The sequence below is a fragment of the Pseudorhodoferax soli genome (assembly GCF_003337555.1).
Classification (GTDB): Bacteria; Pseudomonadota; Gammaproteobacteria; order Burkholderiales; family Burkholderiaceae_C; genus Pseudorhodoferax; species Pseudorhodoferax soli.
In genome coordinates this window covers 821614-845281 of sequence record NZ_QPJK01000002.1, presented here as the reverse complement: position 1 = coordinate 845281, position 23668 = coordinate 821614, and the positions used below count along the sequence as shown (strand labels likewise).

At 71.2% G+C, this 23668-nt stretch carries 17 protein-coding genes; 9 read left to right on the top strand and 8 right to left on the bottom strand.

All coding sequences use genetic code 11. The features are described 5' to 3' along the window. Positions 1 to 10 precede the first annotated feature (10 nt). The 3 genes from DES41_RS10655 to DES41_RS10645 are packed head-to-tail and all read left to right on the top strand — an operon-like array spanning position 11 to position 3682. Complete coding sequence (locus DES41_RS10655; RefSeq protein WP_114467583.1) at positions 11 to 508, top strand: hypothetical protein; 498 nt, start codon at positions 11 to 13, stop codon at positions 506 to 508. After that, positions 505 to 2064 (top strand): GMC family oxidoreductase, encoded by a 1560-nt coding sequence (locus DES41_RS10650; protein WP_114467582.1) that lies wholly within the window; start codon positions 505 to 507, stop codon positions 2062 to 2064. Before DES41_RS10655 ends, DES41_RS10650 begins: the two co-directional genes overlap by 4 nt. A gap of 4 nt (positions 2065 to 2068) precedes the next feature. Then, the gene (locus tag DES41_RS10645; RefSeq protein WP_114467581.1) at positions 2069 to 3682 is read left to right on the top strand and encodes a GMC family oxidoreductase; all 1614 of its coding nucleotides are present in this window, start codon (positions 2069 to 2071) and stop codon (positions 3680 to 3682) included. 190 nt (positions 3683 to 3872) lie between these two features. Here the strand turns inward: DES41_RS10645 and DES41_RS10640 are convergent, their stop codons facing one another. The 3 genes from DES41_RS10640 to DES41_RS38345 all read right to left on the bottom strand — a co-directional run bounded on the left by DES41_RS10640 (position 3873) and on the right by DES41_RS38345 (position 6072). Then, the gene (locus DES41_RS10640; protein ID WP_114467837.1) at positions 3873 to 4841 is read right to left on the bottom strand and encodes an NADPH:quinone oxidoreductase family protein; all 969 of its coding nucleotides are present in this window, start codon (positions 4839 to 4841) and stop codon (positions 3873 to 3875) included. Between the two features lie 167 nt (positions 4842 to 5008). Further along, positions 5009 to 5728 carry a S1 family peptidase gene (locus DES41_RS10635; RefSeq protein ID WP_114467580.1) on the bottom strand — a complete coding sequence of 240 codons (720 nt, stop codon included), beginning with the start codon at positions 5726 to 5728 and terminating at the stop codon, positions 5009 to 5011. Between the two features lie 17 nt (positions 5729 to 5745). Further along, entirely contained in the window at positions 5746 to 6072 is a 327-nt protein-coding gene (locus DES41_RS38345) for a hypothetical protein (RefSeq protein ID WP_114467579.1), read from the bottom strand. Positions 6073 to 6277: 205 nt separating this feature from the next. On the opposite strand from DES41_RS38345, the gene DES41_RS38340 reads away from it, so the two are divergent. Continuing rightward, a complete protein-coding gene (locus DES41_RS38340; protein WP_170168136.1) occupies positions 6278 to 6454 on the top strand; it encodes a hypothetical protein in 177 nt (58 codons plus the stop codon). A 68-nt stretch (positions 6455 to 6522) separates the two neighbouring features. Here DES41_RS38340 and ltnD read toward each other — a convergent pair whose 3' ends face one another. Both ltnD and dtd read right to left on the bottom strand, forming a co-directional pair. Beyond that, positions 6523 to 7416, bottom strand: a complete 894-nt coding sequence (gene ltnD, locus DES41_RS10625) for an L-threonate dehydrogenase (protein ID WP_114467578.1) — start codon at positions 7414 to 7416, stop codon at positions 6523 to 6525. Further along, complete coding sequence (gene dtd, locus DES41_RS10620; protein WP_114467577.1) at positions 7413 to 7871, bottom strand: D-aminoacyl-tRNA deacylase; 459 nt, start codon at positions 7869 to 7871, stop codon at positions 7413 to 7415. Before dtd ends, ltnD begins: the two co-directional genes overlap by 4 nt. A gap of 102 nt (positions 7872 to 7973) precedes the next feature. Here dtd and DES41_RS10615 point away from each other — a divergent pair, with 102 nt between their 5' ends. From DES41_RS10615 to DES41_RS10605, 3 genes are all read left to right on the top strand, one after another. Then, the gene (locus DES41_RS10615) at positions 7974 to 8759 is read left to right on the top strand and encodes a class II aldolase/adducin family protein (RefSeq protein WP_170168135.1); all 786 of its coding nucleotides are present in this window, start codon (positions 7974 to 7976) and stop codon (positions 8757 to 8759) included. Between the two features lie 461 nt (positions 8760 to 9220). Further along, complete coding sequence (locus DES41_RS10610; RefSeq protein ID WP_114467575.1) at positions 9221 to 9475, top strand: hypothetical protein; 255 nt, start codon at positions 9221 to 9223, stop codon at positions 9473 to 9475. 65 nt (positions 9476 to 9540) lie between these two features. Then, complete coding sequence (locus tag DES41_RS10605) at positions 9541 to 17973, top strand: glycoside hydrolase family 94 protein (RefSeq protein ID WP_425466356.1); 8433 nt, start codon at positions 9541 to 9543, stop codon at positions 17971 to 17973. A gap of 147 nt (positions 17974 to 18120) precedes the next feature. On the opposite strand, the gene DES41_RS10600 is transcribed toward DES41_RS10605, so the two are convergent. Genes DES41_RS10600 through DES41_RS10590 form a run of 3 tightly spaced genes read right to left on the bottom strand, consistent with a single transcriptional unit; the run spans position 18121 to position 20624 of the window. Next, the gene (locus DES41_RS10600; protein ID WP_114467574.1) at positions 18121 to 18858 is read right to left on the bottom strand and encodes a GntR family transcriptional regulator; all 738 of its coding nucleotides are present in this window, start codon (positions 18856 to 18858) and stop codon (positions 18121 to 18123) included. 39 nt (positions 18859 to 18897) lie between these two features. Continuing rightward, positions 18898 to 19647, bottom strand: coding sequence for a glutathione S-transferase family protein (locus DES41_RS10595; protein ID WP_245965648.1), 750 nt, complete (start codon positions 19645 to 19647; stop codon positions 18898 to 18900). Then, positions 19644 to 20624: a quinone oxidoreductase family protein gene (locus DES41_RS10590; RefSeq protein ID WP_114467573.1), complete on the bottom strand. Its 981-nt coding sequence runs from the start codon at positions 20622 to 20624 to the stop codon at positions 19644 to 19646. The genes DES41_RS10595 and DES41_RS10590 overlap by 4 nt, the downstream gene beginning before the upstream one ends. Before the next feature lie 119 nt (positions 20625 to 20743). Between DES41_RS10590 and DES41_RS10585 the strand changes: the two genes are divergently transcribed. Both DES41_RS10585 and DES41_RS10580 read left to right on the top strand, forming a co-directional pair. Then, positions 20744 to 21799, top strand: a complete 1056-nt coding sequence (locus DES41_RS10585; protein ID WP_114467572.1) for an ABC transporter substrate-binding protein — start codon at positions 20744 to 20746, stop codon at positions 21797 to 21799. Further along, entirely contained in the window at positions 21792 to 23510 is a 1719-nt protein-coding gene (locus DES41_RS10580; RefSeq protein WP_245965647.1) for an ABC transporter permease, read from the top strand. The genes DES41_RS10585 and DES41_RS10580 overlap by 8 nt, the downstream gene beginning before the upstream one ends. The last annotated feature ends 158 nt before the right edge of the window (positions 23511 to 23668 follow it).

Genomic DNA, 23668 nt, shown 5'->3' with positions numbered 1-23668 from the left:
CCGCGGCGCCATGCACGAGGCCCACAAGGACCCGCGGCTGCCGCAGCCGGCGTCGTGCGACGACGCCGTTGCTTGGGTGGCGGGCCTGCGCGTGTTCGGTGCGGGCGAAGCGCAGCACCTGCTCGCCGCCATGCGCACGCTGTACCCGCACGACGGGTTGGCCGACCCGGTCTACCGCCGCACCGTGGCCGCGCTCGACGCGCTGTGCCAGCGCCAGCCGGCGCTCGCCGCGCCCCTGCGGGCGCTGCTGTCGGCCTTGTCGTCTGCGGTGCCGGCCCCGTTCGCGGCTTGCAGCGAGAGCTACCGCACCACGGCCCTGCGCAACGCCGAGGCGGCCGGCCTGCCGGGCTTTCGCCTGCTGCAGCGCCTGACCGTGCGCTTCCTGTACGACGACCTGGCGGTGTGGCAGGCCTTCGGCTACGAGGGTGCGGCCTACCACCTGGGCGGCTATGTCCAGCGCGGCTTCGACGACCTGCAGCTGCCCGTGGCGCCGCAAGCTAAGCCATGACGCTGGACGACGACAGCGCCGTGGTCGTCATCGGCTCGGGCGCGGGCGGCGGCACGCTGGCCAACGCGCTGTGCCAGCGCGGCGTGCCGGTGGTGCTGCTCGAATCCGGCCGCCAGTTCGCGGCCGAGGATTTCGTCAACGACGAATGGGCGGCCTACGACATGCTGTCGTGGCTCGACAAGCGCACCGCCTCGGGCAACTGGCGCGTGGCGCGCGACCATCCCGAGGCGCCGGTCTGGCACTGCGAGACCGTGGGCGGCACCACGGCGCACTGGTCCGGCTGCGCCTACCGGCTGCTGGCCGACGACTTCCGTGCGCGCAGCACGTTCGGCGCCGTGCCCGGCACCAGCCTGATCGACTGGCCGTTCGGCCTGGACGAACTGGCGCCCTGGTACGACGCGGCCGAGCGCCGCATGGGCGTGACCGGCACCAACGGCCTGCCGCCGCTGCCGGCCAACAACAACTGCAAGGTGATGCTGCACGGCGCGGCGCGGCTGGGCCTCAAGCGCGCGTCCACGGGCCGCCATGCCATCAACAGCCAGCCCTACGACGGCCGGCCCGCCACCGTGCAGGACGGCTTCACGATCGCCGGCGACAAGCACCAGTCGCGCTGGTCCACGCAGGCCGTGGAGATCCCGCGCGCGCTGGCCACCGGCCGGCTCGACCTGCGCAGCGGCTGCCGCGCGCTGCACGTGGCGCACGACGCCGCTGGCCGCGCCTGTGCCGTGGTCTATGCCGACGCCGCCGGCCAGCGGCAGCGCCAGGCGGCGCGCGTGGTGGTGCTGGCTGCCAACAGCGTGGAGAGTTCGCGCCTGTTGCTGCACTCGGCCAGCGGCCGCTTCCCGCAGGGCCTGGCCAACGGCTGGGGCCAGGTCGGCCGCAACTACCTGCGCCATGTGGTGCAGACGCTGTGGTCGCTGTTCGACCATCCCGTGCACATGCACCGCGGCGAGGTGATGGCCGGCCTGGTGGAAGACTTCGCCGTGAACGACCCTGCGCGCGGCTTCCTGGGCGGCTACTACATCGAGACCAACGCCATGGGCCTGCCCAGCGCCGCGATGCTGCTCGACCCGGGTTGGTGGGGGCGCGATTTCGCTTCGGTGATCTCTCGCTACGACCACATGGCTGGCCTGTACATGAGCGGCGAGGACATGCCGCAGAGCGGCAACCGCATCACGCTGCGCAGCGACGAGGCCGACCGCTTCGGCGTGCCCGTGGCCAACGTGCACTACGACGAGCACCCGAACGACCAGGCCATGCGCAACCACGGCTACCAGTGCATGGCGGCGATCCACCGCGCGGCCGGCGCCACGCGCTGCATCGAGACGCCGCCCTACGCGGCCACCCACAACCTGGGCAGCAACCGCATGAGCGCGCGGCCGGAGGATGGGGTCGTCGACGGCTTCGGCCGCGCGCACGAGCTGCCCAACCTCTACATCGCCGACGGCAGCCAGTTCGCCTCCGGCGGTGCCGCCAACCCGACGCTGACCATCGTGGCGCTGGCACTGCGCCAGGCCGACCACATCGCACGCCGCCTGGGCGCGCTGGAGCTGTGAACCCATGACCATGCTGCGCGACAACGAACACCTGGCCGAGCAGGTCCGCCCGGCCTACGACTTCATCGTCTGCGGCGGCGGCGCGGCCGGCTGCGTCATCGCGCGCCGGCTGGCCGAAGACCCGCGGGTCAGCGTGCTGCTGGTCGAGGCCGGCGGCAGCGACCGCGTGCCGGCCGTGCTGGACACCACGCTGTGGATGTCCAACATCGGCAGTGAGCGCGACTGGGGCTACAAGGCCCAGCCCAGCCCAGCGCTGAACGGCCGCACGCCCTTGCTGCCCATGGGCAAGGTGCTGGGCGGCGGCTCCAGCATCAACGGCTCGGTCTGGGCGCGCGGCCACCGCAACGACTACGAAGACTGGGCCGAGGCCGCCGGCGACCCAGCCTGGGGCTACGAATCGGTGCTGGCCATCTACCGCCGCATCGAGGACTGGCGCGGCCCGGCCGATGCGCACCGGCGCGGCACCGGCGGCCTGCTCACGGTGCAGCAGCCACAAGACCCGGTGCCGCTGGTGCCGGCGCTGATCGAAGCCACCGACGCGCTGGGCATCCCGGCCGTGGACGACATCAACGGCGCGGCCATGGAGGGCGATGGCGGCTGCGGCCTGGCCAACATGCTGGTGCAGGACGGCAACCAGCGCGTCTCGATGTCCGCCACCTACCTTCACCCCTACCTGGGCCGGCCCAACCTCGACGTGCTGCTGTGCGCCGAGGTCACCGAAATCCTGTTCGAGGGCACGCGCGCCAGCGGCATCGCCTTCGTGCGCCGCGGCAAGCACCACACCGTGCGGGCCGGCCGCGAGGTGGTGCTCTCGCTCGGCGCCATCAACACGCCCAAGCTGCTGATGCTGTCGGGCATCGGCGACGCGGCGCAGCTGCAGCGCCACGGCATCGCCGTGCGCCAGCACCTGGCCGGCGTGGGCCGCAACTTCCAGGACCACATCCTGCTGGCCGGCTGCTGCTGGGAATACGTGACGCCCGAGCCGCCGCGCAACAACGCGGCCGAGTTCGTGTTCTACGCCAAGAGCCGCGCCGGCCTGCGCACGCCCGATCTGATGCCGGTGCTGGAGGAAACCCCCTTCGCCAGCGAGACCGTGGCGCAGCAGTTCGACGTGCCGCGCGGTGCCGCCTCGGCCTGGACGCTGGCGCCCGGCCTGGCGCGGCCCGACAGCCGCGGCCAGGTGCTGCTGGCCAGCGCCGACCCGTTCGCCGCGCCGCTGGTGCATGCCAACTTCCTGGCCGAGCCGAGCGACCTGCAGGCCATGGTGCGCTGCGTGGAGCTGTGCCGCGAGATCGGCAACGCCGCGGTGTGCACGCCGTTCCGCCGGCGCGAGGCCTTCCCCGGGCCCTTGCGAGGTGCGGCGCTGCAGGACTTCGTGCGCAACGCCGCCGGCACGTACTTCCACCAGAGCGGCACCGCCAAGATGGGCCGCGCCAGCGACCGCGACGCCGTGGTCGACGGCCAGCTGCGCGTGTTCGGCATCGACGGCCTGCGCGTGGCCGATGCGTCCGTCATGCCCAGCATCGCCACGGGCAACACGATGGCGCCCACCGTGGTGATCGCCGAGCGGGCGGCCGAGATCCTGCGCAGCGCGCACCGATTGCAGGGCGAGGCATGACGCTGGGCCAGGCCGATCCCGATGCCTGCGTTCGAGGCCCGGATGGCTTGCTGCAGGTCATTGGTGCGGCGCGTTGTATCGAATGCCCATGCTCGGCCCTCCCTGGCGCGGCTTTAGCGCCCCTGGAGCGTCTTGGCGTGGCTGTGGCCGCTTGCCCATCAGCGCTGTGCTGCGCTGGGGGGCGCTCAGCCTAAAAATCGAGCATGACCCGGCCCATGGTGGCGCGCTCGCTGGCCATTGAAAAGGCCGCGCTGGCCTGCGTCAGCGGGAAGTGCGCCGCGATGCGTGGGCGGACGCGTCCCTGGGCGTGCAGCGCGGTCACGTCGGCCAGCAGCCGGTGCATGGCCTCGGGCTGGCGCTCGCGGTACTGGCGCAGGTCCACGCCGATCAGCGAGGCGCCCTTCACGATGCACAGGTTGCCCTTGAGGCTGCCGATGCTGCCCCCGGCAAAGCCCACCACCAGGTGCCGACCGCCCCAGCCCAGCGTGCGGAAGGCGGTGTCCATGGCCTCGCCGCCGACCGGGTCCAGCACCACGTCCACGCCGCGCGGGCCGGCCAGGGCCTTGACCTCGTCCTTCCAGTTGGCGGACTGCATGTCGACCACCGCGTCGGCGCCGGCCTGGGTCGCCGCGGTCTGCTTGGCCGGGCCGGAGACGGCCGCGATCACGCGCGCCCCCAGCGCCTTGGCGGTCTGCACGCCGGCATCGCCGATGCCGCCGGTCGCGCCGAGCACCAGCACGGTCTCGCCGGCCTGCACGCCGCCGCGCTCGCGCAGCGCGTAGAGCGCCGTGCCGTAAGGCGTGTGCAGCACGGCGGCCTCGTCGATCGCCGCACCGGGCGCCACCGGCTGCAGCCCGGCCGCCGGCACGCAGATCTGGTCGGCCCAGGCGCCGATCGACAGCGAGCCGCAGACGCGCTCGCCGATCGCGAACCCCGTGGTGCCGGCCCCCAGCGCATCGACGGTGCCGGCGAACTCGCTGCCCACCGTGAACGGCAGCGGCGGCTTCCACTGGTAGGCGCCGCGCGCGATCAGCAGGTCGAAGAACGAGATGCCGCAGGCCTGCACGCGCACGCGGACTTCGCCCGCCGCGGGTTCGGGGGAGGGCAGGGTGTCCAGCCGCGGTGGCTGGTCGAAGGCGTGGACGCGCAGGGCTTGCATGGCGAAGACCGTGGTGGTGGAGTGGCGCATTCTGGGCAGCGCCGCTGGCGCGTGCTGTCGCGCAGGTGGCGAGCGGCTGGGGCCGCGGACTGCACACGCGCGGGGGAAGCTGCTTGCTCCGGCGGAGCAGCGCGCCGCCGAGTGAGGCGGCCGCGGGTCCGCAGGCCTCAGGTGGTCAGCGTCATCAGGATGGCCGCATACCAGGCGGCGTTCAGGCCCAGGGATTCGTCCTGTTGGCGGTCGCGCGTGCCCATGTCGATGCGCGACGAATGCACACCGAGCAGCTTCCATGGCAGCGGGTCGTCGGATGCCGGGTCGCGCAGCACCACTGGGGCACCGCTGGTGCCCCGGTGGGTGCGTGCATCTGTGAGGAAGTAGCCCTGGCCCTGGAAGCGGATGCCGAAGGCCGAGGCGATGATGGCGTGCCGCACCACCGGCAGGTGGTACATCGTGTCGTGAAAGCCCAGCGGAAAGCCGACCACCAGGAGCCCCGTGCCGACCTCGACCTCGCTCAGTTCGCTCTGCAGATGGGCGGTGGTGAAGCAGCGGAAGTGGGCGCCGGCCGGCAGGCTGGATTTGCCGATCTCGAGCACGGCGACGTCGATCTCGCCTCCGGAATCGGCCCCCTGGCGCCATTGGCTGACGCCATCCTTGAACAGCCAGACCGACAGTGTCGCCGTCCGCCGCAGGTCGACCGGATCGATATGGAACTCGATTTCGATGCGGTTGGGCCGGTGCTCGCTGGGCGCGTCCTGCACGACATGGCGGCTCGTCACGAGGAAGAGCCGCTCGGCGCGCGTGAAGAAGAAACCGGTAGCGCCGGTCAACAGCCGTGGCCCATCGAAGGTGGTGACCCTGGCCGTGGTGAAAAGAAGCGATTCCGCCATGCCTTGCTGCCCCCGGATCAGACCGACTTCAAGGGCGTGTGCTCCGCCCGTGCCATCGCTTGCTGCACAGGCTCTCGCCCGTCGGCCGGGCCGGCGGCAGCCGGGGCGCCGTGTTGCAGAGCGACTGGCAGCTGCACGTGGTTGTTGCTCCAGAACGCCGTGTGCGCTGCGGACAAGGCGATGCCAATGTGCGGACTATCCAGATCGGCCCGGGAATGCTGCTGTCGTACGGCGCGCGCGCGACGCCAGCGCATGAGCGACTGCACGATGGGAATGCACGCTGCGGCGAGCAGCGCATGCACCCAATGACTGGGTGCCGCTGCGGGGTGGGGTTTGAACTGCATCGCGCAACTCCTGAGGGTGCGTCGACGGTGGCTCGACAGCCAGGGCACGAAGGAGGCTGCGTGCCCACTGTACTCCTCGGTGGAGGCGCGGCGTTCGCGCGGCGCCGCGTCCTACCCCCCTGCGCGCTGCAGTTGTACGTGGCCGGGAGCGCGAGGCCCTTAGCTTGGATCGGCAGGCATTCCGCCTGACATCAAGGAGACGACCGTGAACCAGCAGCAGAACAACCCTGGCCAACAAAGCCAGCAGACCCCGGGCCAGCAGAACCAACCCGGCCAGCAGAACCCGCCGAGCCAGCAGCCCAACCAGCAGCAACCGAACAATCCCGGGCAGCCGGGGCAGGGTTCACAGCCCGGCCAATCCAGGCCCGATCAGCAACGCTGAGCGCGCCATGTGGGTTGGGCCCACCGTCAGGCGGTAGGCCTTTGTGTTGGCCGTGGTGAACGGCCCGCTCAGCCCGCCTTCGGCAGCGTGATGCCCGGGAAGATCTTGATCACCGCCGAATCGTCCTCGGCCGCATGCCCGGCCGTCGATGCCTGCATGAACATCTGGTGCGCCGTGGCCGCCAGCGGAAGCGGAAATTTGCTGGCGCGCGCGGTGTCCAGCACCAGGCCCAGGTCTTTCACGAAGATGTCCACCGCCGACAGCGGCGTGTAGTCGCCGGCCAGCACGTGGGCCATGCGGTTCTCGAACATCCAGCTGTTGCCCGCGCTGTGGGTGATCACCTCGTACAGCGCGGCCGCGTCCACGCCCTCGCGCAGGCCCAGCGCCATGGCCTCGGCCGCCGCGGCGATGTGCACGCCGGCCAGCAGCTGGTTGATGATCTTCACCTTGCTGCCGGCGCCGGCCTGGTCGCCCAGCCGGTAGACCTTGCCGGCCATGGCGTCGAGCACGCCGCCGGCCTTGGCATACGCGGCGGGCGTGCCCGCCGTCATCATCGTCATCTGGCCGCCGGCCGCCTTGGCCGCGCCGCCCGAGATCGGGCCGTCGATGTAGAGCAGGCCCAGCGCCGCCAGCCGCGCTTCGAGCGCGACCGACCAGTTCGGGTCGACCGTGGAGCACATCACGAACACGCTGCCCGCGGCCATGGCGGCGGCCGCGCCGTGCTCGCCGAACAGCACGGCCTCGGTCTGCTGCGCGTTGACGACCACCGAGACCACCACGTCGCTGCCCTGCGCCACCTCGGCCGGGTTGGCGCAGGCGGTGCCGCCCTCGGCCGCGAAGGCCGCGGCCACGCCGGGCCGCGCATCGCACACGCGCAGCGCATGGCCGTTGCGGCGCAGCGTGGCGGCGATGCCGGCGCCCATGGCGCCCAGGCCGATTAGTCCTACCGTCTCTTTGCTCATGTCGTCTCCTCGTTGTTTCTGGCTTGCATGGGGATCGTGACGGGGCCGTCGTTGACCAGGTGCACCTGCATGTCGGCGGCGAAGCGGCCGGTGGCCACCACGGGGTGCAGCGCACGCGCGCGTTCGACGAAATGGTCGTAGAGCCGGCGGCCGTCCTCGGGCGCGGCGGCGCCGGAAAAGCCAGGCCGGTTGCCGGCGCTGGTGTCGGCCGCCAGCGTGAACTGGCTCACCAGCAGCAGGCCGCCGCCCACGTCCTGCACGCTCAAGTTCATCTTGCCTGCCGCGTCCGAGAAGATGCGCAGCTTGAGCATCTTGGCCAGCAGCTTGTCGGCCTGCGCCTCGGTGTCGCCGCGCTCGGCGCACACCAGCACCAAGAGGCCCTGGCCGATGGCGCCGATGGTTTCGCCATCCACCACCACATGGGCCTGGCGCACGCGTTGCAGCAGGAGTTTCATTCGGGACAGCCCTTTTGGCACGACACTGGAAAATGCCCGCGGACCAGCTGCCAGTCCCGGCGACGGCGGGACTTTACGTCAACCTTCACTCCACGAGACCCCATGAACACCACCGCACCGAGAACCTACGGCCATCTGCACGCGGTCGCCACCGACGACGCCGTGCAGCAGGCGCGCGTGCACCTGGCCGCCGCCAACCGCCTGGCCGTGCACGACGGCCTGGAAGAGGGCATCGACAACCACTTCACCATGGTCGTGCCCGGCACCACCGACCGCTTCCTGGTGCTGCCCTTCGGCCTGCACTGGTCCGAGGCGCGCGCCAGCGACCTCATCGTCTTCAACGAGGCGGGCGAGGTGCTGGAGGGCAACGGCAGCGTCGAGCTCAGCGCGCTGAGCATCCACGCGCCGCTGCACCGCATCACCGGTGCCAAGGTGGTGCTGCACACGCATCAGACCTGGGCGCTGGCGCTCAACATGCTGCAAGACAACCGGCTGCTGCCCGGCAGCCAGACGGCTGCATTCCTCAGCAAGAACATCGCCTACGACGACGGCTACACGGGTCTTGCGGCCGAGCTCAGCGAAGGCGAGCGCCTGGCCGGCGTCATCGGCGACAAGCACGTGCTGTTCATGAAGAACCACGGTGTGGTGGCGGTGGGCGACAGCGTGGCCCAGGCCTACCGCCGGCTCTACCGGCTGGAGCGCGTCTGCAGGGCGCAGCTGCTGGCCATGGCGACGGGCCAGCCGCTGGCGCTGCTGTCCGATGAGATGGTCGCCAAGGTGGACACGCCGAACCCGCAGGACAGCCATCCGCGCGCGGAGCGCGAGGCGCTGTACTTCGCGGCCATGATGCGGGTGCTGGACCGCACCAACCCGGGGTACGCGGACTGAAGGTGGGGCCATCCATGGCACAGGAATGCGCGTCTCCAATGCGCAGCTCGCAGCAGATGGGAATGAGGTCGGCGGACTTCTTGGGCGGGTAGCGCGCCGGCCGTTGAAGGACATCTCGCCGCGGACGAAGGCCGAAACAGCTCGGCAGTGGCGGGAGTTGTTCAGTCACCGACGCTGCACAGACCACCGACCCGGGTGAGTGCGCCATGCGTCCGTTTCAGACAGCTGGTCACCGCAATCCTGGGATTGCTTGCCCGCGGGAGGAGTCCTGCAGATCGTCTTGCAGGGCCGCGCTACAACGTGCAGCGCGGTGGGAGCAGATGTAACGCTGCCTGAGCCGTCTGCTTTCGTGCCATAGTGGGCCAGCACATGTCAGTGGCGTTTTCCGCTGGCGGCTGCGGGTGGTTCTTCTAGGCGTAGCCAACTGCGGACGGTCGATCCGCCGCACTTTGGAGCTACCCATGTCCCAGGATTCCTTCTTCCACGAAGCCTCAGGCTCCGTGCGCTTCTGGGTCGAAATCGACGCCGTTTGGATCGGTGCCAGCATCCGCAAGGAGACGCTGCACTATGTTTACCGGCCCGATGGCCGAGACGAGGATCCGCTGGTGACCTATAGCAGCCACATGCTCGAGCTGGATGCGGCCGTGCGTCGGCGCGTGGCAGCCGGTGCCCGCGAACCTGTGATGCTGCGCGATGCAGATCTGGTCGCAGTTTGAGCACTCTTTCCCTGCTGTGGAGTCGCACTTTCGGTCCTTTTCCCCCGGCAACGCCATGGCATGACATCGCGCCAGTGCGCGAAGAGCTATTCGGCGTCGAGCGGCTCGAGCAGCACGCGCGCAGCCTGGCCGCAGCACAGACGGTCACCGCCCGTCCGCCGCGCGTCACGACGCTGCGCCATCGGCTGGACGACAACGCGCGTGTGTTGCTCGCCGCCTACCAGGCCAGTGCGGCCGAACTGGAGGCCGGGCGCCGGGTGGTGCCAGCGGCCGAATGGCTGCTCGACAACTACCACCTCGTCGAAAAGCAGATCCGCGAGATCCGCGGCGATCTGCCGCCCAATTTCTACCGCCAGTTGCCCAAGCTGGCCGATGGCCCGTTCGCGGGCTACCCACGCGTGTTCGGCCTGGCCTGGGCCTACATAGCGCACACCGACAGCCACGTCGATTCCGGCGTGCTGGCCGGCTTTCTGGCGGCCTACCAGAGCGTCCAGCCACTGACCATCGGCGAACTGTGGGCCGTGGCCATCACCTTGCGCATCGTGTTGATCGAGAACCTGCGCCGGCTGGCCGACCAGATCGGCGCGGGCCGTGCCGCACGCGCCGATGCCGATGCCTTCGCCGGCCGGCTGACCGGCTTGGTGTCGTCGTCCGCGCTGTCCGACGACATCGCCGCACGCTCGCCGCAGCCGCTGTCGGAACTGTTCGCGGCGCAGCTGGCCAAGCGCCTGCGCGACCGCGATCCGCAGACCATGCCGGCGCTCGGCTGGCTCGAACAGCGCCTGGCGGAGCAGGGCAGCACCGTGGACGCCGTGGTCGCGCATGCGCAGCAGCGCCAGGGCGCATCCAACGTCACCGTGCGCAACGTGATGACCAGCCTGCGGCTGATGTCGGACATCGACTGGGCCGACCTGTTCGAGCGGGTCAGCCTGGTGGACGCAACCCTGTGCGCGGGCAGCGGCTTCGCGGCCATGGACTTCGCCACGCGCAACCTCTACCGCAACGCGATCGAGCAGTTGGCGCGCGCCTCGCCGTGCTCCGAACTGGAGATCGCCGCCCACGCGCTTGCCGCCGCGCAGGCCGCGGGGCCGGCCAGTGCCCGCGCGCAGGACCCGGGCTACCACCTGATCGCCGAGGGCCGGCCGGCGCTGGAGGCGACCGTGCGCTTCCGTCCGCGGCTGGGGCTGCGCATCGTGCGCTGGAACGCGGGGCGCGGGCTGGCCGCCTATGTTGGTGCGATCGTGCTTGCCACCCTGGTGCTGCTGGGCCTGGCGTGGTGGTGGCTGCCCGCCGGAGCGGGCCCGGCCGCCGTCGCGCTGTGGCTGCTGGGGCTGGCGATTCCCGCCAGTGAGGTGGCGACCGCGCTGGTGCAGCGCGCCGCGGCCTGGCGCTTCGGTGCCACGCTGCTGCCAGGCTTGGAGCTGGCCGGCGGTGTGCCCACCGCGCTGCGCACGCTGGTCGCGGTGCCCACCCTGTTGGGCAGCGAGGCCGAACTGCGCGAGCAGATCGAGCGGCTGGAGGTGCACCACCTGGCCGGTGGCGGCGGCGACCTGCTGTTGGCGCTGCTGACGGACGGGCTGGATGCGGACAGTGAAACCCTGCCGGGCGACGCTGCCTTGCTGGCCGTGGCCACGCACGCCATCGCCGAACTGAACCTGCGCCATGGCCCCGCGGCCGGTGGTGCGCGCTTCCTGCTGCTGCACCGGCGCCGCGTCTTCAATACCCGCGAAGCCGTGTGGATGGGCTGGGAGCGCAAGCGCGGCAAGCTGCACGAGCTGAACCGCCTGCTGCGCGGCGCCACCGACACCAGCTATCTGCCGTGCACGGTGCCGCAGGATGTGCGCTACGTGCTGACCCTCGACGCCGACACGCGCCTGCCGCGCGACGCTGCGCTGCGCCTGGTCGGCAAGATGGCCCACCCCCTGAACCGGCCGCGCTTCGACGCCGCGCTGCAACGCGTGGTGGGCGGCTACGGCATCCTGCAACCGCGCATCACGCCCTCTCTGCCCGTAGGGCGAGAAGGCTCGCTTTACCAGCGTCTGTCGTCCAGCCCCGGAGGCATCGATCCGTACGCCATGGCGGTTTCCGATGTCTACCAGGACCTGTTCGGCGAAGGCTCCTACACCGGCAAGGGCATCTACGACATCGACGCCTTCGAAGCCGCGCTGCAGGGCCGCGTGCCCGACAACAGCATGCTGAGCCACGACCTGTTCGAAGGCATCTTCGCGCGGGCGGGCCTCGCGTCCGACGTGGAACTGGTCGAGGAAGCGCCCGCGCGCTACGACGTGGCCGCGCGCCGCCAGCACCGTTGGACGCGCGGCGACTGGCAGCTGCTGCCATGGCTGTTCCGGCGGCACGCGGGCGCGCAGGCCGTGCCGGCGCTGGGCCGCTGGAAGATGCTGGACAACCTGCGCCGCGCGCTGCTGGCGCCCTCCGCCCTGCTCGCCCTGACCTCCGCCTGGACGATGCCGGCCAGTGCCGTGCCCGTCGGCGTGCTGGCAGTGCTGGCCGCCCTGGCCGCCGCGCCGCTGCTGGCCCCCCTGTCTGGCATCTGGCCGTACCGGCCCGGCGTGCTGTTGCGCAGCCACGCGCAGGCCCTGGTCGCCGACTTGCGGCTCGCCCTGCTGCAAATCGCCATGGGCGTGGCCTGTCTGCCCGAGCAGGCGGCGCGCATGCTGGACGCCATCACGCGCACGCTGGTGCGCCTGGGCGTCACCCGGCGGCGGCTGCTGGAGTGGACGACGGCAGCGCAGTCCGGCCGCAAGCCGCGGCTGGACCTGTGGGGCTTTTACCGCCAGACGGCAGGCGGCACGGCGCTGGGCCTGGCCACCTGCAGCGTCGCCCTGCTGCTGGCGCCTTCCGGCGCGCCCTGGGTGCTGCCGTTCGCGCTGCTGTGGTCTGCCGCGCCGGCGCTCGCGCTATGGGCGAGCCGCCCGCCGGCGCCGAGCCGGCAGCGCGCACTGCCCGCGGCCGACGCGATGGCTCTGCGCCTGGTGGCGCGGCGCACCTGGCGCTTCTTCGAGACCTTCGTGACGCCGGCCGACCACATGCTGCCGCCCGACAACTTCCAGGAAGACCCGCAGCCCGTGCTGGCACGCCGCACATCGCCAACCAACATCGGCCTGTATCTGCTGGCCAGTGTCGCGGCGCGCGACTTCGGCTGGGCCGGCCTGGTGCACACCGTCGAACGGCTGGAGGCCACCTTCGCCACCTTGCGCGAACTGCCGCGCTTCAAGGGCCACTTCTTCAACTGGTACGGCACGGCCGACCTGCGCGCGCTCGACCCGCGCTACGTGTCCTCGGTGGACAGCGGCAACCTGGCGGGCCACCTGATCGCGCTGGCCAATGCCTGCGACGGATGGCAGGTCGACGCCACCCTGGCCGACCCCCGCGCCGGCCTGTGGGACGCGGTGCGCCTTGCGCGCCAGGCCGATGGTGCGACCGCCCCGCGCGCTGCCTCCGTACTGGACGACATCGCAGCCCAGCTGCAGGGCCCGGGCGACGTGGCATCACTGTCGCCCGCGCTGGTGCGCCTGGCCGACAAGCTGGCCGCTGCCGCACGCGGCACGGGCCAGCAGCCCGACGACGCCCCGGCCGATCTGCTGTTCTGGGCGCAGGCGCTGGGCCGCCTGGCCGCCGGCCACCTGCAGGACCGCGCGCAACCCATGGCGCCCTTGGCTCTGCGCCTGCAGGCGCTGGCCGCCGCATCGCGCGCGATGGCGCTGGACATGGACTTCGCCTTCCTTCTCGATCCCGAGCGCAAGCTGCTGTCCATCGGCTATGCGCTGGCCGAGCAGCGGCTGGACGCCAACTGCTACGACCTGCTGGCCTCCGAGGCGCGGCTGGCCAGCCTGTTCGCCATCGCCAAGGGCGATGCACCCACGCGCCACTGGTTCCGGCTGGGCCGCACCGCCACGCCGCTGTTCGGCGCCTCGGCCCTGGTCTCGTGGTCGGGCTCGATGTTCGAGTACCTGATGCCCTCGCTGGTCATGCGCGCGCCGGTCGGCAGCCTGCTGGAGCAGACCAACCGGCTCATCGTGCAGCGCCAGATCGCGTACGGCGACCTGCTGGGCATGCCCTGGGGCATCTCCGAATCGGCTTACAACGCGCGCGACCTGGAATTCACCTACCAGTACGCCAACTTCGGCGTGCCCGGCCTGGGCCTCAAGCGCGGCCTGGCCGACCACCGCGTCGTCGCGCCCTATGCCACGGCGCTGGCCGCCATGGTCGACCCGCAGGCCGCCTGCCGCAATTTCGCGCGCCTGGCGGCCATGGGCGCGCTCGGCCGCCATGGCTTCTACGAGGCACTGGACTTCACGCCAGCGCGCCTGCCCGAAGGGGCCCGCGTGGCCCTCGTCCGCAACTTCATGGCCCACCACCAGGGCATGGCCATCGTGGCGATCGCCAACGTGCTGCACAACGGCCGCATGCGCGACCGCTTCCACCGCGAACCCATGGTGCAATCGAGCGAGCTGCTGTTGCAGGAACGCATGCCGCGCCATGTGGCCGCGGGACGTCCGCGCGCCGAGGAAGTGCATGCATCGCGCGACGAGGCCGGCGCCGCTGCTGCCACCGTGCGCCGCCTGCCGGGCCTGGAGCCGGGCCGCCCGCCGGTCACGCACGTGCTGTCCAACGGCAGCTACAGCGTGATGTTGACCGCGTCCGGCGCCGGCTACAGCCGCTGGCGCGGCCTGGCCATCACGCGCTGGCGCGAAGACGCCACGCGCGACCCCTGGGGCGCGTTCTTCTACCTGCGCGACGTGGCCACCGGCCAGGCGTGGTCGCCCTGCGCACAGCCGATGCCGTTGGCCGGCGCCGACCTGCAGGCCTACGAGGTGGTGTTCGGGGAAGACCAGGCCAGCTTCACGCACCGCCACGGCGGCCTGGCGAGCACGCTGGCCGTGCTGGTGTCCGGTGAAAGCGATGCCGAGGTGCGCCGCCTGTCGCTCGCCAACAGCGGACGGCAGACGCGCGAGATCGACATCACCTCCTACGCCGAAGCGGTGCTTGCCGCCCCGGCGGCCGACGAGGCCCATCCTGCGTTTGCCAAGCTGTTCGTGCGCACCGAATACCTGCCCGAGTTCGGCGCGCTGGTGGCCACGCGCCGGCAGCGCTCACCCGAGGAGCCGCCGGTCTGGGCCGCCCACTTCGCGGTGGTGGAAGGCGAGAGCACGGCCGCCCCCCAGCATGAGTCCGACCGCGCGCGCTTCCTGGGCCGCAGCCGCGATCCCGGCACGGCGCAGGCCATCCTCGGCGGGCAACCGCTGTCGGGCACCGTGGGCACGGTGCTCGACGCCGTGTTCGCCTTGCGCCACCGCGTGGCGGTTCCGCCGGGCGGGCTGGTGCGCGTTGCGTTCTGGACGGTGGTGGCACCGTCGCGCGACGAGCTGCTGCACCTGATCGACAAGCACCACGACCGCAGCGCCTTCGAGCGCGCCGCCACCTTGGCCTGGACGCAGGCTCAGGTGCAGCTGCGCCACCTGGGGGTGCACGCCGACGAGGCGGCCGATTTCCAGCGCCTGGCCGCGCCCCTGTTGTACGCCGACCGACGCCTGCGCGCGCCGGCCGAGACGCTGCTGCGCGGCGCGGGGCCGCAGTCCGGCCTGTGGCCGCACGCGGTGTCGGGAGACCTGCCCATCGTGCTGCTGCGCATCGACGACATCGAGGACCTGGCGCAGGTCCGCCAGGCGCTGCGCGCGCACGAGTACTGGGGCATGAAGCAGATCGGTGTGGACCTGGTCATCGTGAACGAGCGCGCCGCCTCGTACGTGCAGGACCTGCAGATCGCCATCGAGACTGCCGTGCGCAGCAGCCAGGCCCGGCCGCGGCTGGGCACGGGCCTGGTTCAGGGCAGCGTGCACACCCTGCGTGCCGACCTGCTGGGCGCCAGCGGGCGCGCCCTGCTGCAGGCCGCCGCGCGCATCGAACTGATGGCGCGCCATGGCGCCATCGCCCAACGGCTGGCGCGCCTGCCGGCTGTGCGGCGGCCTGCACCGGCAGAACCCCTCGCGCCGGCGCCACTCCAACGGATGCGCGGCGACGAACAAGTTGTGCGCCAGGACGATGCGCCGGCGCCCGCGCAGGGCGCCGAGGCCCTGGAGTTCTTCAACGGGCTGGGCGGCTTCGGCGACGATGGCCGCGAATACGTGGTGCGGCTGCAGGCTGGGCAGACCACGCCGGCGCCGTGGATCAACGTGGTCGCCAATCCGGGCTTCGGCTTCCATGCGTCCACCGAGGGCAGCGGCGCGACCTGGTGCGCCAACAGCCGCGACAACCAGCTCACGCCGTGGTCCAACGATCCGGTCGGCGACCCACCCGGCGAGGCGTTCTACGTCCGCGACGAGGCCAGCGGCGTGCCGTGGACGCCCACCGCGCAGCCCGTGCGCGGCACCGGCTGCTACGAGGCGCGGCATGGCCACGGCTACAGCCGGTTTCTGCACACCGCGCAGGACATCACCGTGGAGTTGCTGCAGTACGTGCCGCTGGTCGACCCCGTGAAGATCTCGCGCCTGCGACTGCACAACCGCAGCGATCGGCCGCGCCGCCTGCTGGTCACGGCCTATGCAGAGTGGGTGCTGGGCACCTCGCGGGGGGCCTCTGCCCCGTTCATCGTCACCGCGGTGGACACCGCCAGCCGCGCGCTGCTGGCGCACAAGCCCTGGGGCCTGGCCTTCCCTGGCCGCGTGGCGTTCGCCGACCTGTGCGGGCGCCAGACGGCGTGGACGGCCGACCGCGCCGAGTTCCTGGGCCGCAACGGCAGCATGGCCGCCCCTGCTGCGTTGTTGGGCCGCGCGCCGCTGTCGGGCACCACCGGTGCCGGGCTGGACCCCTGCGCTGCGTTGCAGTGCGTGGTGGAGCTTGCGCCGGGCGCGAGCATCGAGGTCGTGGCGGTGCTGGGCCAAGGCGCATCGCTGGACGACGCGCAGGCTCTGATCGAACGCTACCGGGCCGCCGACCTGAACGCCGTGCTCGCCGAAGTGCAGGCGCACTGGCGCAGCACGCTGGGCGCAGTGCAGGTCAAGACGCCCGACCGCGCGATGGACATCCTGCTGAACGGCTGGCTGCTGTACCAGACCATCGCCTGCCGGCTGTGGGCGCGCGCGGCCTTCTACCAGGCCAGTGGCGCTTACGGCTTTCGCGACCAGTTGCAGGATAGCATGGCGCTGGGCCTGACGCAGCCCGCCATCGCCCGCGCCCAGCTGCTGCGCGCGGCGGGCCGCCAGTTCGTCGAGGGCGACGTGCAGCACTGGTGGCTGCCGCATTCGGGCCAGGGCGTGCGCACGCGCATCTCGGACGACCGGGTGTGGCTGGCCTACGCGGCGGCCCACTACATCGGCGTGTCGGGCGACACCGCGGTGCTCGACGAGCTGCTCGAATTCCTGGACGGGCCGGCGCTGCGGCCCGGCGAGCACGATGCCTTCTTCCAGCCGCTGGCGGCCGGCCAGTCGGCGTCGCTGTTCGAGCACTGTGCGCGCGGCCTGGACCAATGCCTGGAACTGACCGGCGCGCTGGGCCTGCCACTGATCGGAACCGGCGACTGGAACGACGGCATGAACCGCGTGGGCGCCGAAGGGCGCGGCGAGAGCGTATGGCTGGGCTGGCTGCTGGTGCGCACCATCGCGCTGTTCGCGCCGCTGGCCGACGTCCGCGACGCCACACGCGCCGCGCGGTGGCGCAAGCATGCCGAGTCCGTCCGCGCAGCCATCGAACGCGAGGCCTGGGACGGCGCCTGGTACCGGCGCGCGACGTTCGACGACGGCAGTTGGCTGGGCACCGACGGCCAGGCCGAATGCCGCATCGACGCCATCGCCCAGGCCTGGTCCGTGCTGTCCGGCGTGGCCGACCCGCAGCGTGCGGCCAAGGCCATGGACGCGCTGGCCCGCCACCTGGTGCTGCCGGCCGAGCAGCTCGTGCTGCTGTTGACACCACCTTTCGACAAGGGTCCGCGCGACCCCGGCTACATCCAGGGCTATCCGCCCGGCGTGCGCGAGAACGGCGGGCAGTACAGCCATGCCGCGATGTGGGCGATCCTGGCCTTCGCGCAGCAGGGCGATGGCAACCGCGCGACCGACCTCTTCCGGCTCGTGAACCCGATCCACCATGCGCTTACCCCGGAGGCGGCAGCGCTGTACCGGGTGGAGCCGTACGTGGTGGCGGCCGATGTCTACGCGGTGGCACCGCACACGGGCCGCGGCGGTTGGAGCTGGTACACGGGTTCGGCGGCCTGGATGTACCGCGCCGGGGTGGAGGGCATCCTGGGGCTGCGGCGTGAGGGGCCGACACTGGTGATCGATCCGTGCCTGCACGCCGACTGGCCGATGTTCGAGATGAGGCTGTGCATCGAGGGCACCACCTTCGACGTGCGCGTGGAGCACGCGTCGCGCAGCGGGCGCGGCATCGCCACGGCACTGCTGGACGGCGTGGCCACGCTGCCGGGCGCAGGCGGCGTACGGCTCGCACTGGATGGTGGCCACCATGGTGTGCTGCTGACGATCTGAGCCACCCACGAGGAGCTCGAACGTGATTCACCTCGACACCACTGCGCATGACCGCATTGGAAGATTGACCAGTTGGCGGGCGCTGGACTCCAGCAGGCAGCGCATGGCCGGGCACTGCCGCCCGCCCGGCCAAAGACCGCCAGTCTCCTAGACCTGCGCGCTCTTGCCACGCCGGCGCAGCGGCGCAGCGGCCGCGGCCGCAGTTGCTGCGGCCGACGCAGCCGATTGCGGCATGCTCGCAATCGCATCCGCATAGACATTCCCGCCACTCGAAATGTGGTCCGTCATGGCCTGGAACGCGGCGTTCTCGTCGCCCGAGACGATGGCCTGCAGGATCACCGTGTGCTCGGCCAGCGAGTTGCGGATGCGGTTGGGCCGGTCGAACAGCGCGCGGCGGGGGTGGCGCATGCGCAGGCGCATGGCGCGCAGCTGGCGGGCCAGCACCTCGTTGAGGCTGCCGTCGTAGATGATCTCGTGGAACACCCGGTTGGCCTTGCCGTAGGCCTCGGCATCGTCGGTCTCGGCCGCGCGCTGGCAGATCACGTGGGCCTGCTCCAGCTGCTTGCGCTGGACGGTGGGCATGCGGCGTGCGGCCAGGCGCGCGGCCAGGCCTTCCAGCTGCATCAGGATCTCCAGCATCGCGATGTACTCGGGCACCGACAGCGAGGCGACCACGGCGCCCTGGCGCGGCAGCGGCGTGACGAGACCGGCAGAGATCAGGTGCTTGATCGCCTCGCGCGCCGGCGTACGCGAGACGTCGAAGCGGTCCATCAGGGCCTGTTCGTCGATGCGCGAGCCGGCGTCGAGCAGGCCGGAATGGATCTCGTCTTCGAGCGTGCGGCGGATCTGGTCGCTGAGGTTGATGCGGGGGGGGGCGCTTGCCATGTCGTCGTGAACTCCTGGCCGGCATCTTAGCGAGCAGGTTCAGGCCGCTGCGCGCGCCTTCAGCACCGCGTCGAAGCGCTCCAGCCGTGCCTGGGCGAAGGCCGGCCGCTGCTGCACGGCCTGCCACCAGGCCTGCACGCGCGGGTGGGCGTCGGCCTGCAGCGCCTGCGGTGCCAGTTCGGCGATGCGCGCGATGAAGGGCACGGCCGCGATGTCGGCCAGCGAATAGGCGCCGCCGAGCAGCCAGGGCGCATCGGCCAGCATGTCTTCCATGCGGGCCGGCAGGCGCAGCAGCTTGTCGAGCGCGGTGGCTTTTTCTTCTTCGGTGTACGGCCGGCGCGCGATGCGCAGCCAGGCCTCGCGCCGCTCCGCGGTGGGGATGCGCGCGAGCTTGGCCTGCAGCTCGTCGTCGTTCCACTGGCTGGCCGTGGGCTGCAGCGCCAGGCTCCAGTTCAGGATCAGCAGGTGGGGCAGGCAGTGCTCGTCGGTCCAGCGCACGAAGTTGCGCATCACGGCGCGCGCGTAGGGGTCGGCTGGGCGCAGCGGCGGGTTGGGCTGGATGTCGTCCAGGTACTCGCAGATGGTCGAGCTCTCGTGCAGGAAGCGGCCGGGCGCCAGCATCAGCGCGGGCACCACGCCGTTGGGGTTCATGGCCAGGAATTCGGGCGAATGGTGTTCCTGGCGGCCCATGTCGATGGCCACGCTGTCGTAGGCGATGCCTTTTTCGGCGAGGCACAGGCGCACGCGGCGCGAGGCGCTGGAGAGCCAGCCGTGGAAGAGTTTCATCATGGGATGAGCACCGGCGCGTCTGTGGTCGCCCGCCCCTCCAGATCGCGGTGCGCCTGCTGCACATCGGCCAGTGCATAGCGGCTGCCGACGGCCAGCTGCAGTTGCCCGGCGGCGACGGCCGCGAAGAAGGCGTCGGCCGAGCGCCGCAGGTCCTCTGGCGTGGCGATGAAGCTGCGCAACGTGGGCCGGCACACGCTCAGCGATTTGGCGTGCAGCAGCTGCAGGTCCAGCCCCTCCACATCGCCCGACGCCGTGCCGTAGTTGATCGCCATGCCCAGCGTGCGCAGGCAGCGCAGCGAGGGCACGAACACGTCCTTGCCGACGGCGTCGTAGACGACCGCCACGCCAGCGCCATCGGTCAGTGCCAACGTGCGTTCGGCGAAGTCCTCGCGCCGGTAGTCGATCACGTGGTGGCAGCCGTGCGCCAGCGCCACCTCGGCCTTCTGCGGCGAGCCGACCGTGCCGATCACGGTGGCGCCCAGCGCCCGCGCCCACTGCGACAGCAGCACACCCATGCCGCCGGCGGCCGCGTGCACCAGCACCGCGTCGCCCGGCCGCACCACGTACAGGCGGCGCAGCAGGTATTCGGCCGTCAGCCCGCGCAGCAGGTTGGCGCCGGCCAGCTCTTCCGAGATGCCTGCGGGCAAGGCCAGCACGCGGTCGGCCTGCACGTTGCGCACGGCCTGGTAGGCGCCCGGCTGGAAATAAGCCACCGACTGGCCGACGTGCCAGCCCGACACGCCTTCGCCCAGCGCTTCGACCACGCCGGCGCCCTGCGCCCCCAGCGTGATCGGGAACGGGGCTTGCGCATACGGGCCGTGCGCGCCCTTGCGCTGGTAGATGTCGGCGAAGTTCAGGCCGATCGCGCTTTGGCGGATGCGGATCTCGCCGGCGGCGGGCGGCGGCACGGCGACGTCCACGCGCTCGAGAACGCTGGGGTCGCCGTGGCGATGGATGTGGATGGCGGAGCTTTGCATGGCCGTGAATGTGTTCTTTCAACGCGCTTATAAAAATACGGATAAACGCTATGTGGATTCATTGAAGAACTCTGCGTACACTGAAAAAACACAGAACAACCACCCAAGGAGACACGCCCATGGCCTTCACCCGCCGCCATTTCGGTGCCCTCGCCGCCACCCTGGCCGCCCCCGCGCTGCTGCGCGCCCAGGCCCAGGCGCCCTCGCCATCGCCGTCGTTGGAGGCCCTGTACGCCGCCGCGAAGAAGGAGGGCGAGCTCACCTGGTATGTCGTGCCCTATCCGTCCGAGCTGGCCGAGGCCATGGGCCGGCGCTTCAGCGAGCGCTACCCCGGCATCCGCGTGAATGCGGTGCGCACCACCGCGCAGGTGGCGTTCCAGCGGCTGAACCAGGACATCAAGGCCGGCACGCCGGCCTGCGACGTGTTCTCGTCCACCGACCTCGCGCACTTCCTCGATCTCAAGGCCCGCGGCCTGCTGCTCAAGTACACGCCGGCCGCAGTGGCCAAGGTCGACCGCCACATGCAGAACGTCGACCCCGACGGCGCCTACCACGTCACCAGCGCCTTCCCCATGGGCCTGGTCTACAACAAGCAGAAGGTGCAGGGCGCCGACGTGCCGACCAGCTGGAACGACCTGCTCGATCCCAAATGGCGCGGCCTGGCCTCGGTCGCGCATCCAGGCTTCAGCGGCGCGGCCGGTGCCTGGTGCCTGGAGATGCGCCGGCTCTACGGCGATGGCTGGTTCAAGAAGCTGGCCGACAACAAGGTGCAGGTGGGGCGCTCCACCATCGACATGGTGACCACGGTGAATTCGGGCGAACGCTCGATCTCCGCCGGCCCGATCACGCTGGCCGCGCGCGTGGCCGACCGCGGCAACCCGGTCGGCTGGGTGGTGCCCAAGGAAGGGCTGGTGATGGTGGTCTCGCCCTCGGCCGTCATGGCCAGCTCCAAGCGCCCCAACGCCAGCCGGCTGTTCATGGAATGGCTGATCGGCAGCGACGACGTGGTCGAGCTGGGCCGCGCCGAGTTCGGCATCCCGCTGCGCACAGGGGTCCAGCCGCCCGGCGGCCTGCCGGCCCTGGGCTCCACCAAGACGCTGGCGCCCACGCCCAAGCAAATGCGCGACGACCTGCCCCAGGTGGTCGAACTGTGGAAGGACGCGTTCGGTGTCTGAGCTCGCCCTGGATGCGCAGGCCCGCCCGCGCGCCGTGCCGAGCCGGCTGGCCGATCCGTCGCTGTGGCTGTTCGGCGCACTGATCGCGCTGTTGGTGCTGTTGGTCGCCAACCCCATCCTGCGCTTGCTGGCCGAAAGCCTGCGCAACGCCGATGGCGGCTTCTCGCTGGCCAGCTACGCCGCGGCGCTGGGCCGCAGCCGGCACCTGCAGGCGCTGCTCAACTCGCTGTACCTCGGCGTCGCCGTCACGGCGCTGGCGGCAATGCTGGGCGTGCCGCTGGCACTGGCCGTCTCGCGCACCAACATGCCGGGTCGCGGGCTCACGCACCTGGGCGTGCTAGCCGCGTTCGTGATGCCCAACTTCCTCGGCGCCATCGCCTGGATCCTGCTGGCCGGGCCGAACGCCGGCTGGCTCAACCGGGCCTGGGTGGCGCTGTTCGGCACCGAGACCGGCCCGCTCAACATCTTCAGCTTCTGGGGCCTGGCCTTCGTCATCGCGCTGTACACCTACCCGCTGGTCTACGTGTTCACCAAGTCGGCGCTCGACCTGGTCTCCACCGAGCTGGAGGACGCCGCCTCCATCCACGGCGCCGGCAAGTTCCACACGCTGGCGCGCGTCACGCTGCCGCTGGTGCTGCCGTCCATCGTCGGTGCCGGCATCCTGATCTTCCTGGAGACCATCGCGCTGTACGGCACGCCCGCGCTGATCGCGATTCCCGCCGGGCTCAACCTGGCGACCACGCAGATCGTCTCGTTCTTCGAATACCCGCTGCGCGTGGAGCAGGCGGCCGCGTTCTCGATGCCCATCCTGGCGATGACGGTGGCCCTGCTGGTGCTGCAGCGCCGGCTGCTGGCCAAGAAGGGCTTCGTCTCGGTGTCGGGCAAGGGCGGTGAGCGCCGGCCGTTCGACATCGGCTGGTGGAAGTGGCCGCTGCTGGCCTATGCGGCATTGGTCGGCCTGCTGTCGGTGGTGCTGCCGCTGGTGATCCTGTTGCTGGCCTCGGTGTCCAGGGCCTGGGGCCGCGGCATCGTGTCGGGCAACTTCACGCTGGCCAATTTCCACGCCATCTTCTTCGAGCAACTGACCGTGCGCTCGGCGCTGCTCAACACGGTGCTGTATTCGGGCGCGACCGCGCTGGTCTGCGTGGGCATGGGCCTGTGCGTGGCCTACGCCACGCAGCGCCGCATCACGCCGTTCCCGAACCTGCTGCAGTTCCTGGCGCTGGCGCCGGTCGCGGTGCCGGGCCTGGTGCTGGCCATCGGCCTGTACGCGGCGTACGCAGGCCCGCCGTTCTCGCTGTACGGCACGGGGCTGCTGATCGTCATCGCGTTCACCACGCGCTTCCTGCCGATCGCCGTGGTGGCCAGCGGCGCCTCGATCCGCTCGTTGAACCCGGAACTGGAGGAGGCCGGCCGCATCCTGGGCGCTGGCCGGCTCACGGTGCTGCGCCGCATCGTCGTGCCGCTGCTGGCCAAGCCGCTGGCCGGCGTGTTCATCCTGGTCTTCGTGATCTGCACCAAGGAGCTGTCGACGGCCGTGTTCCTGACCGGGCCGGCCTCGCGCGTGGTGTCGGTGCTCACGCTGGATCTGAGCGAACAGGGCAACTACGAGGTGCTGGCGGCCATGGGCGTGGTGCTGGTCGTCATCGTCACCGCGGTGGTGGGCCTGGGCATGCGCATCGCGGGGCGCGATTTCATGCTCCGCCGATGACGAGCCCACCCCCGTTTGCTCGGCGCACTGCGTGTAGCCGCGCCATCCCCCCTCAAGGGGGCGCCGCGAGCGGCCGGGCAGAGCCCGTTCCGCCGCGTCTGCTGGCATGGCCTGCTCCGCGGCCTTCGGCTCTGCCGCCTGCCAGCCATCGCTTGATC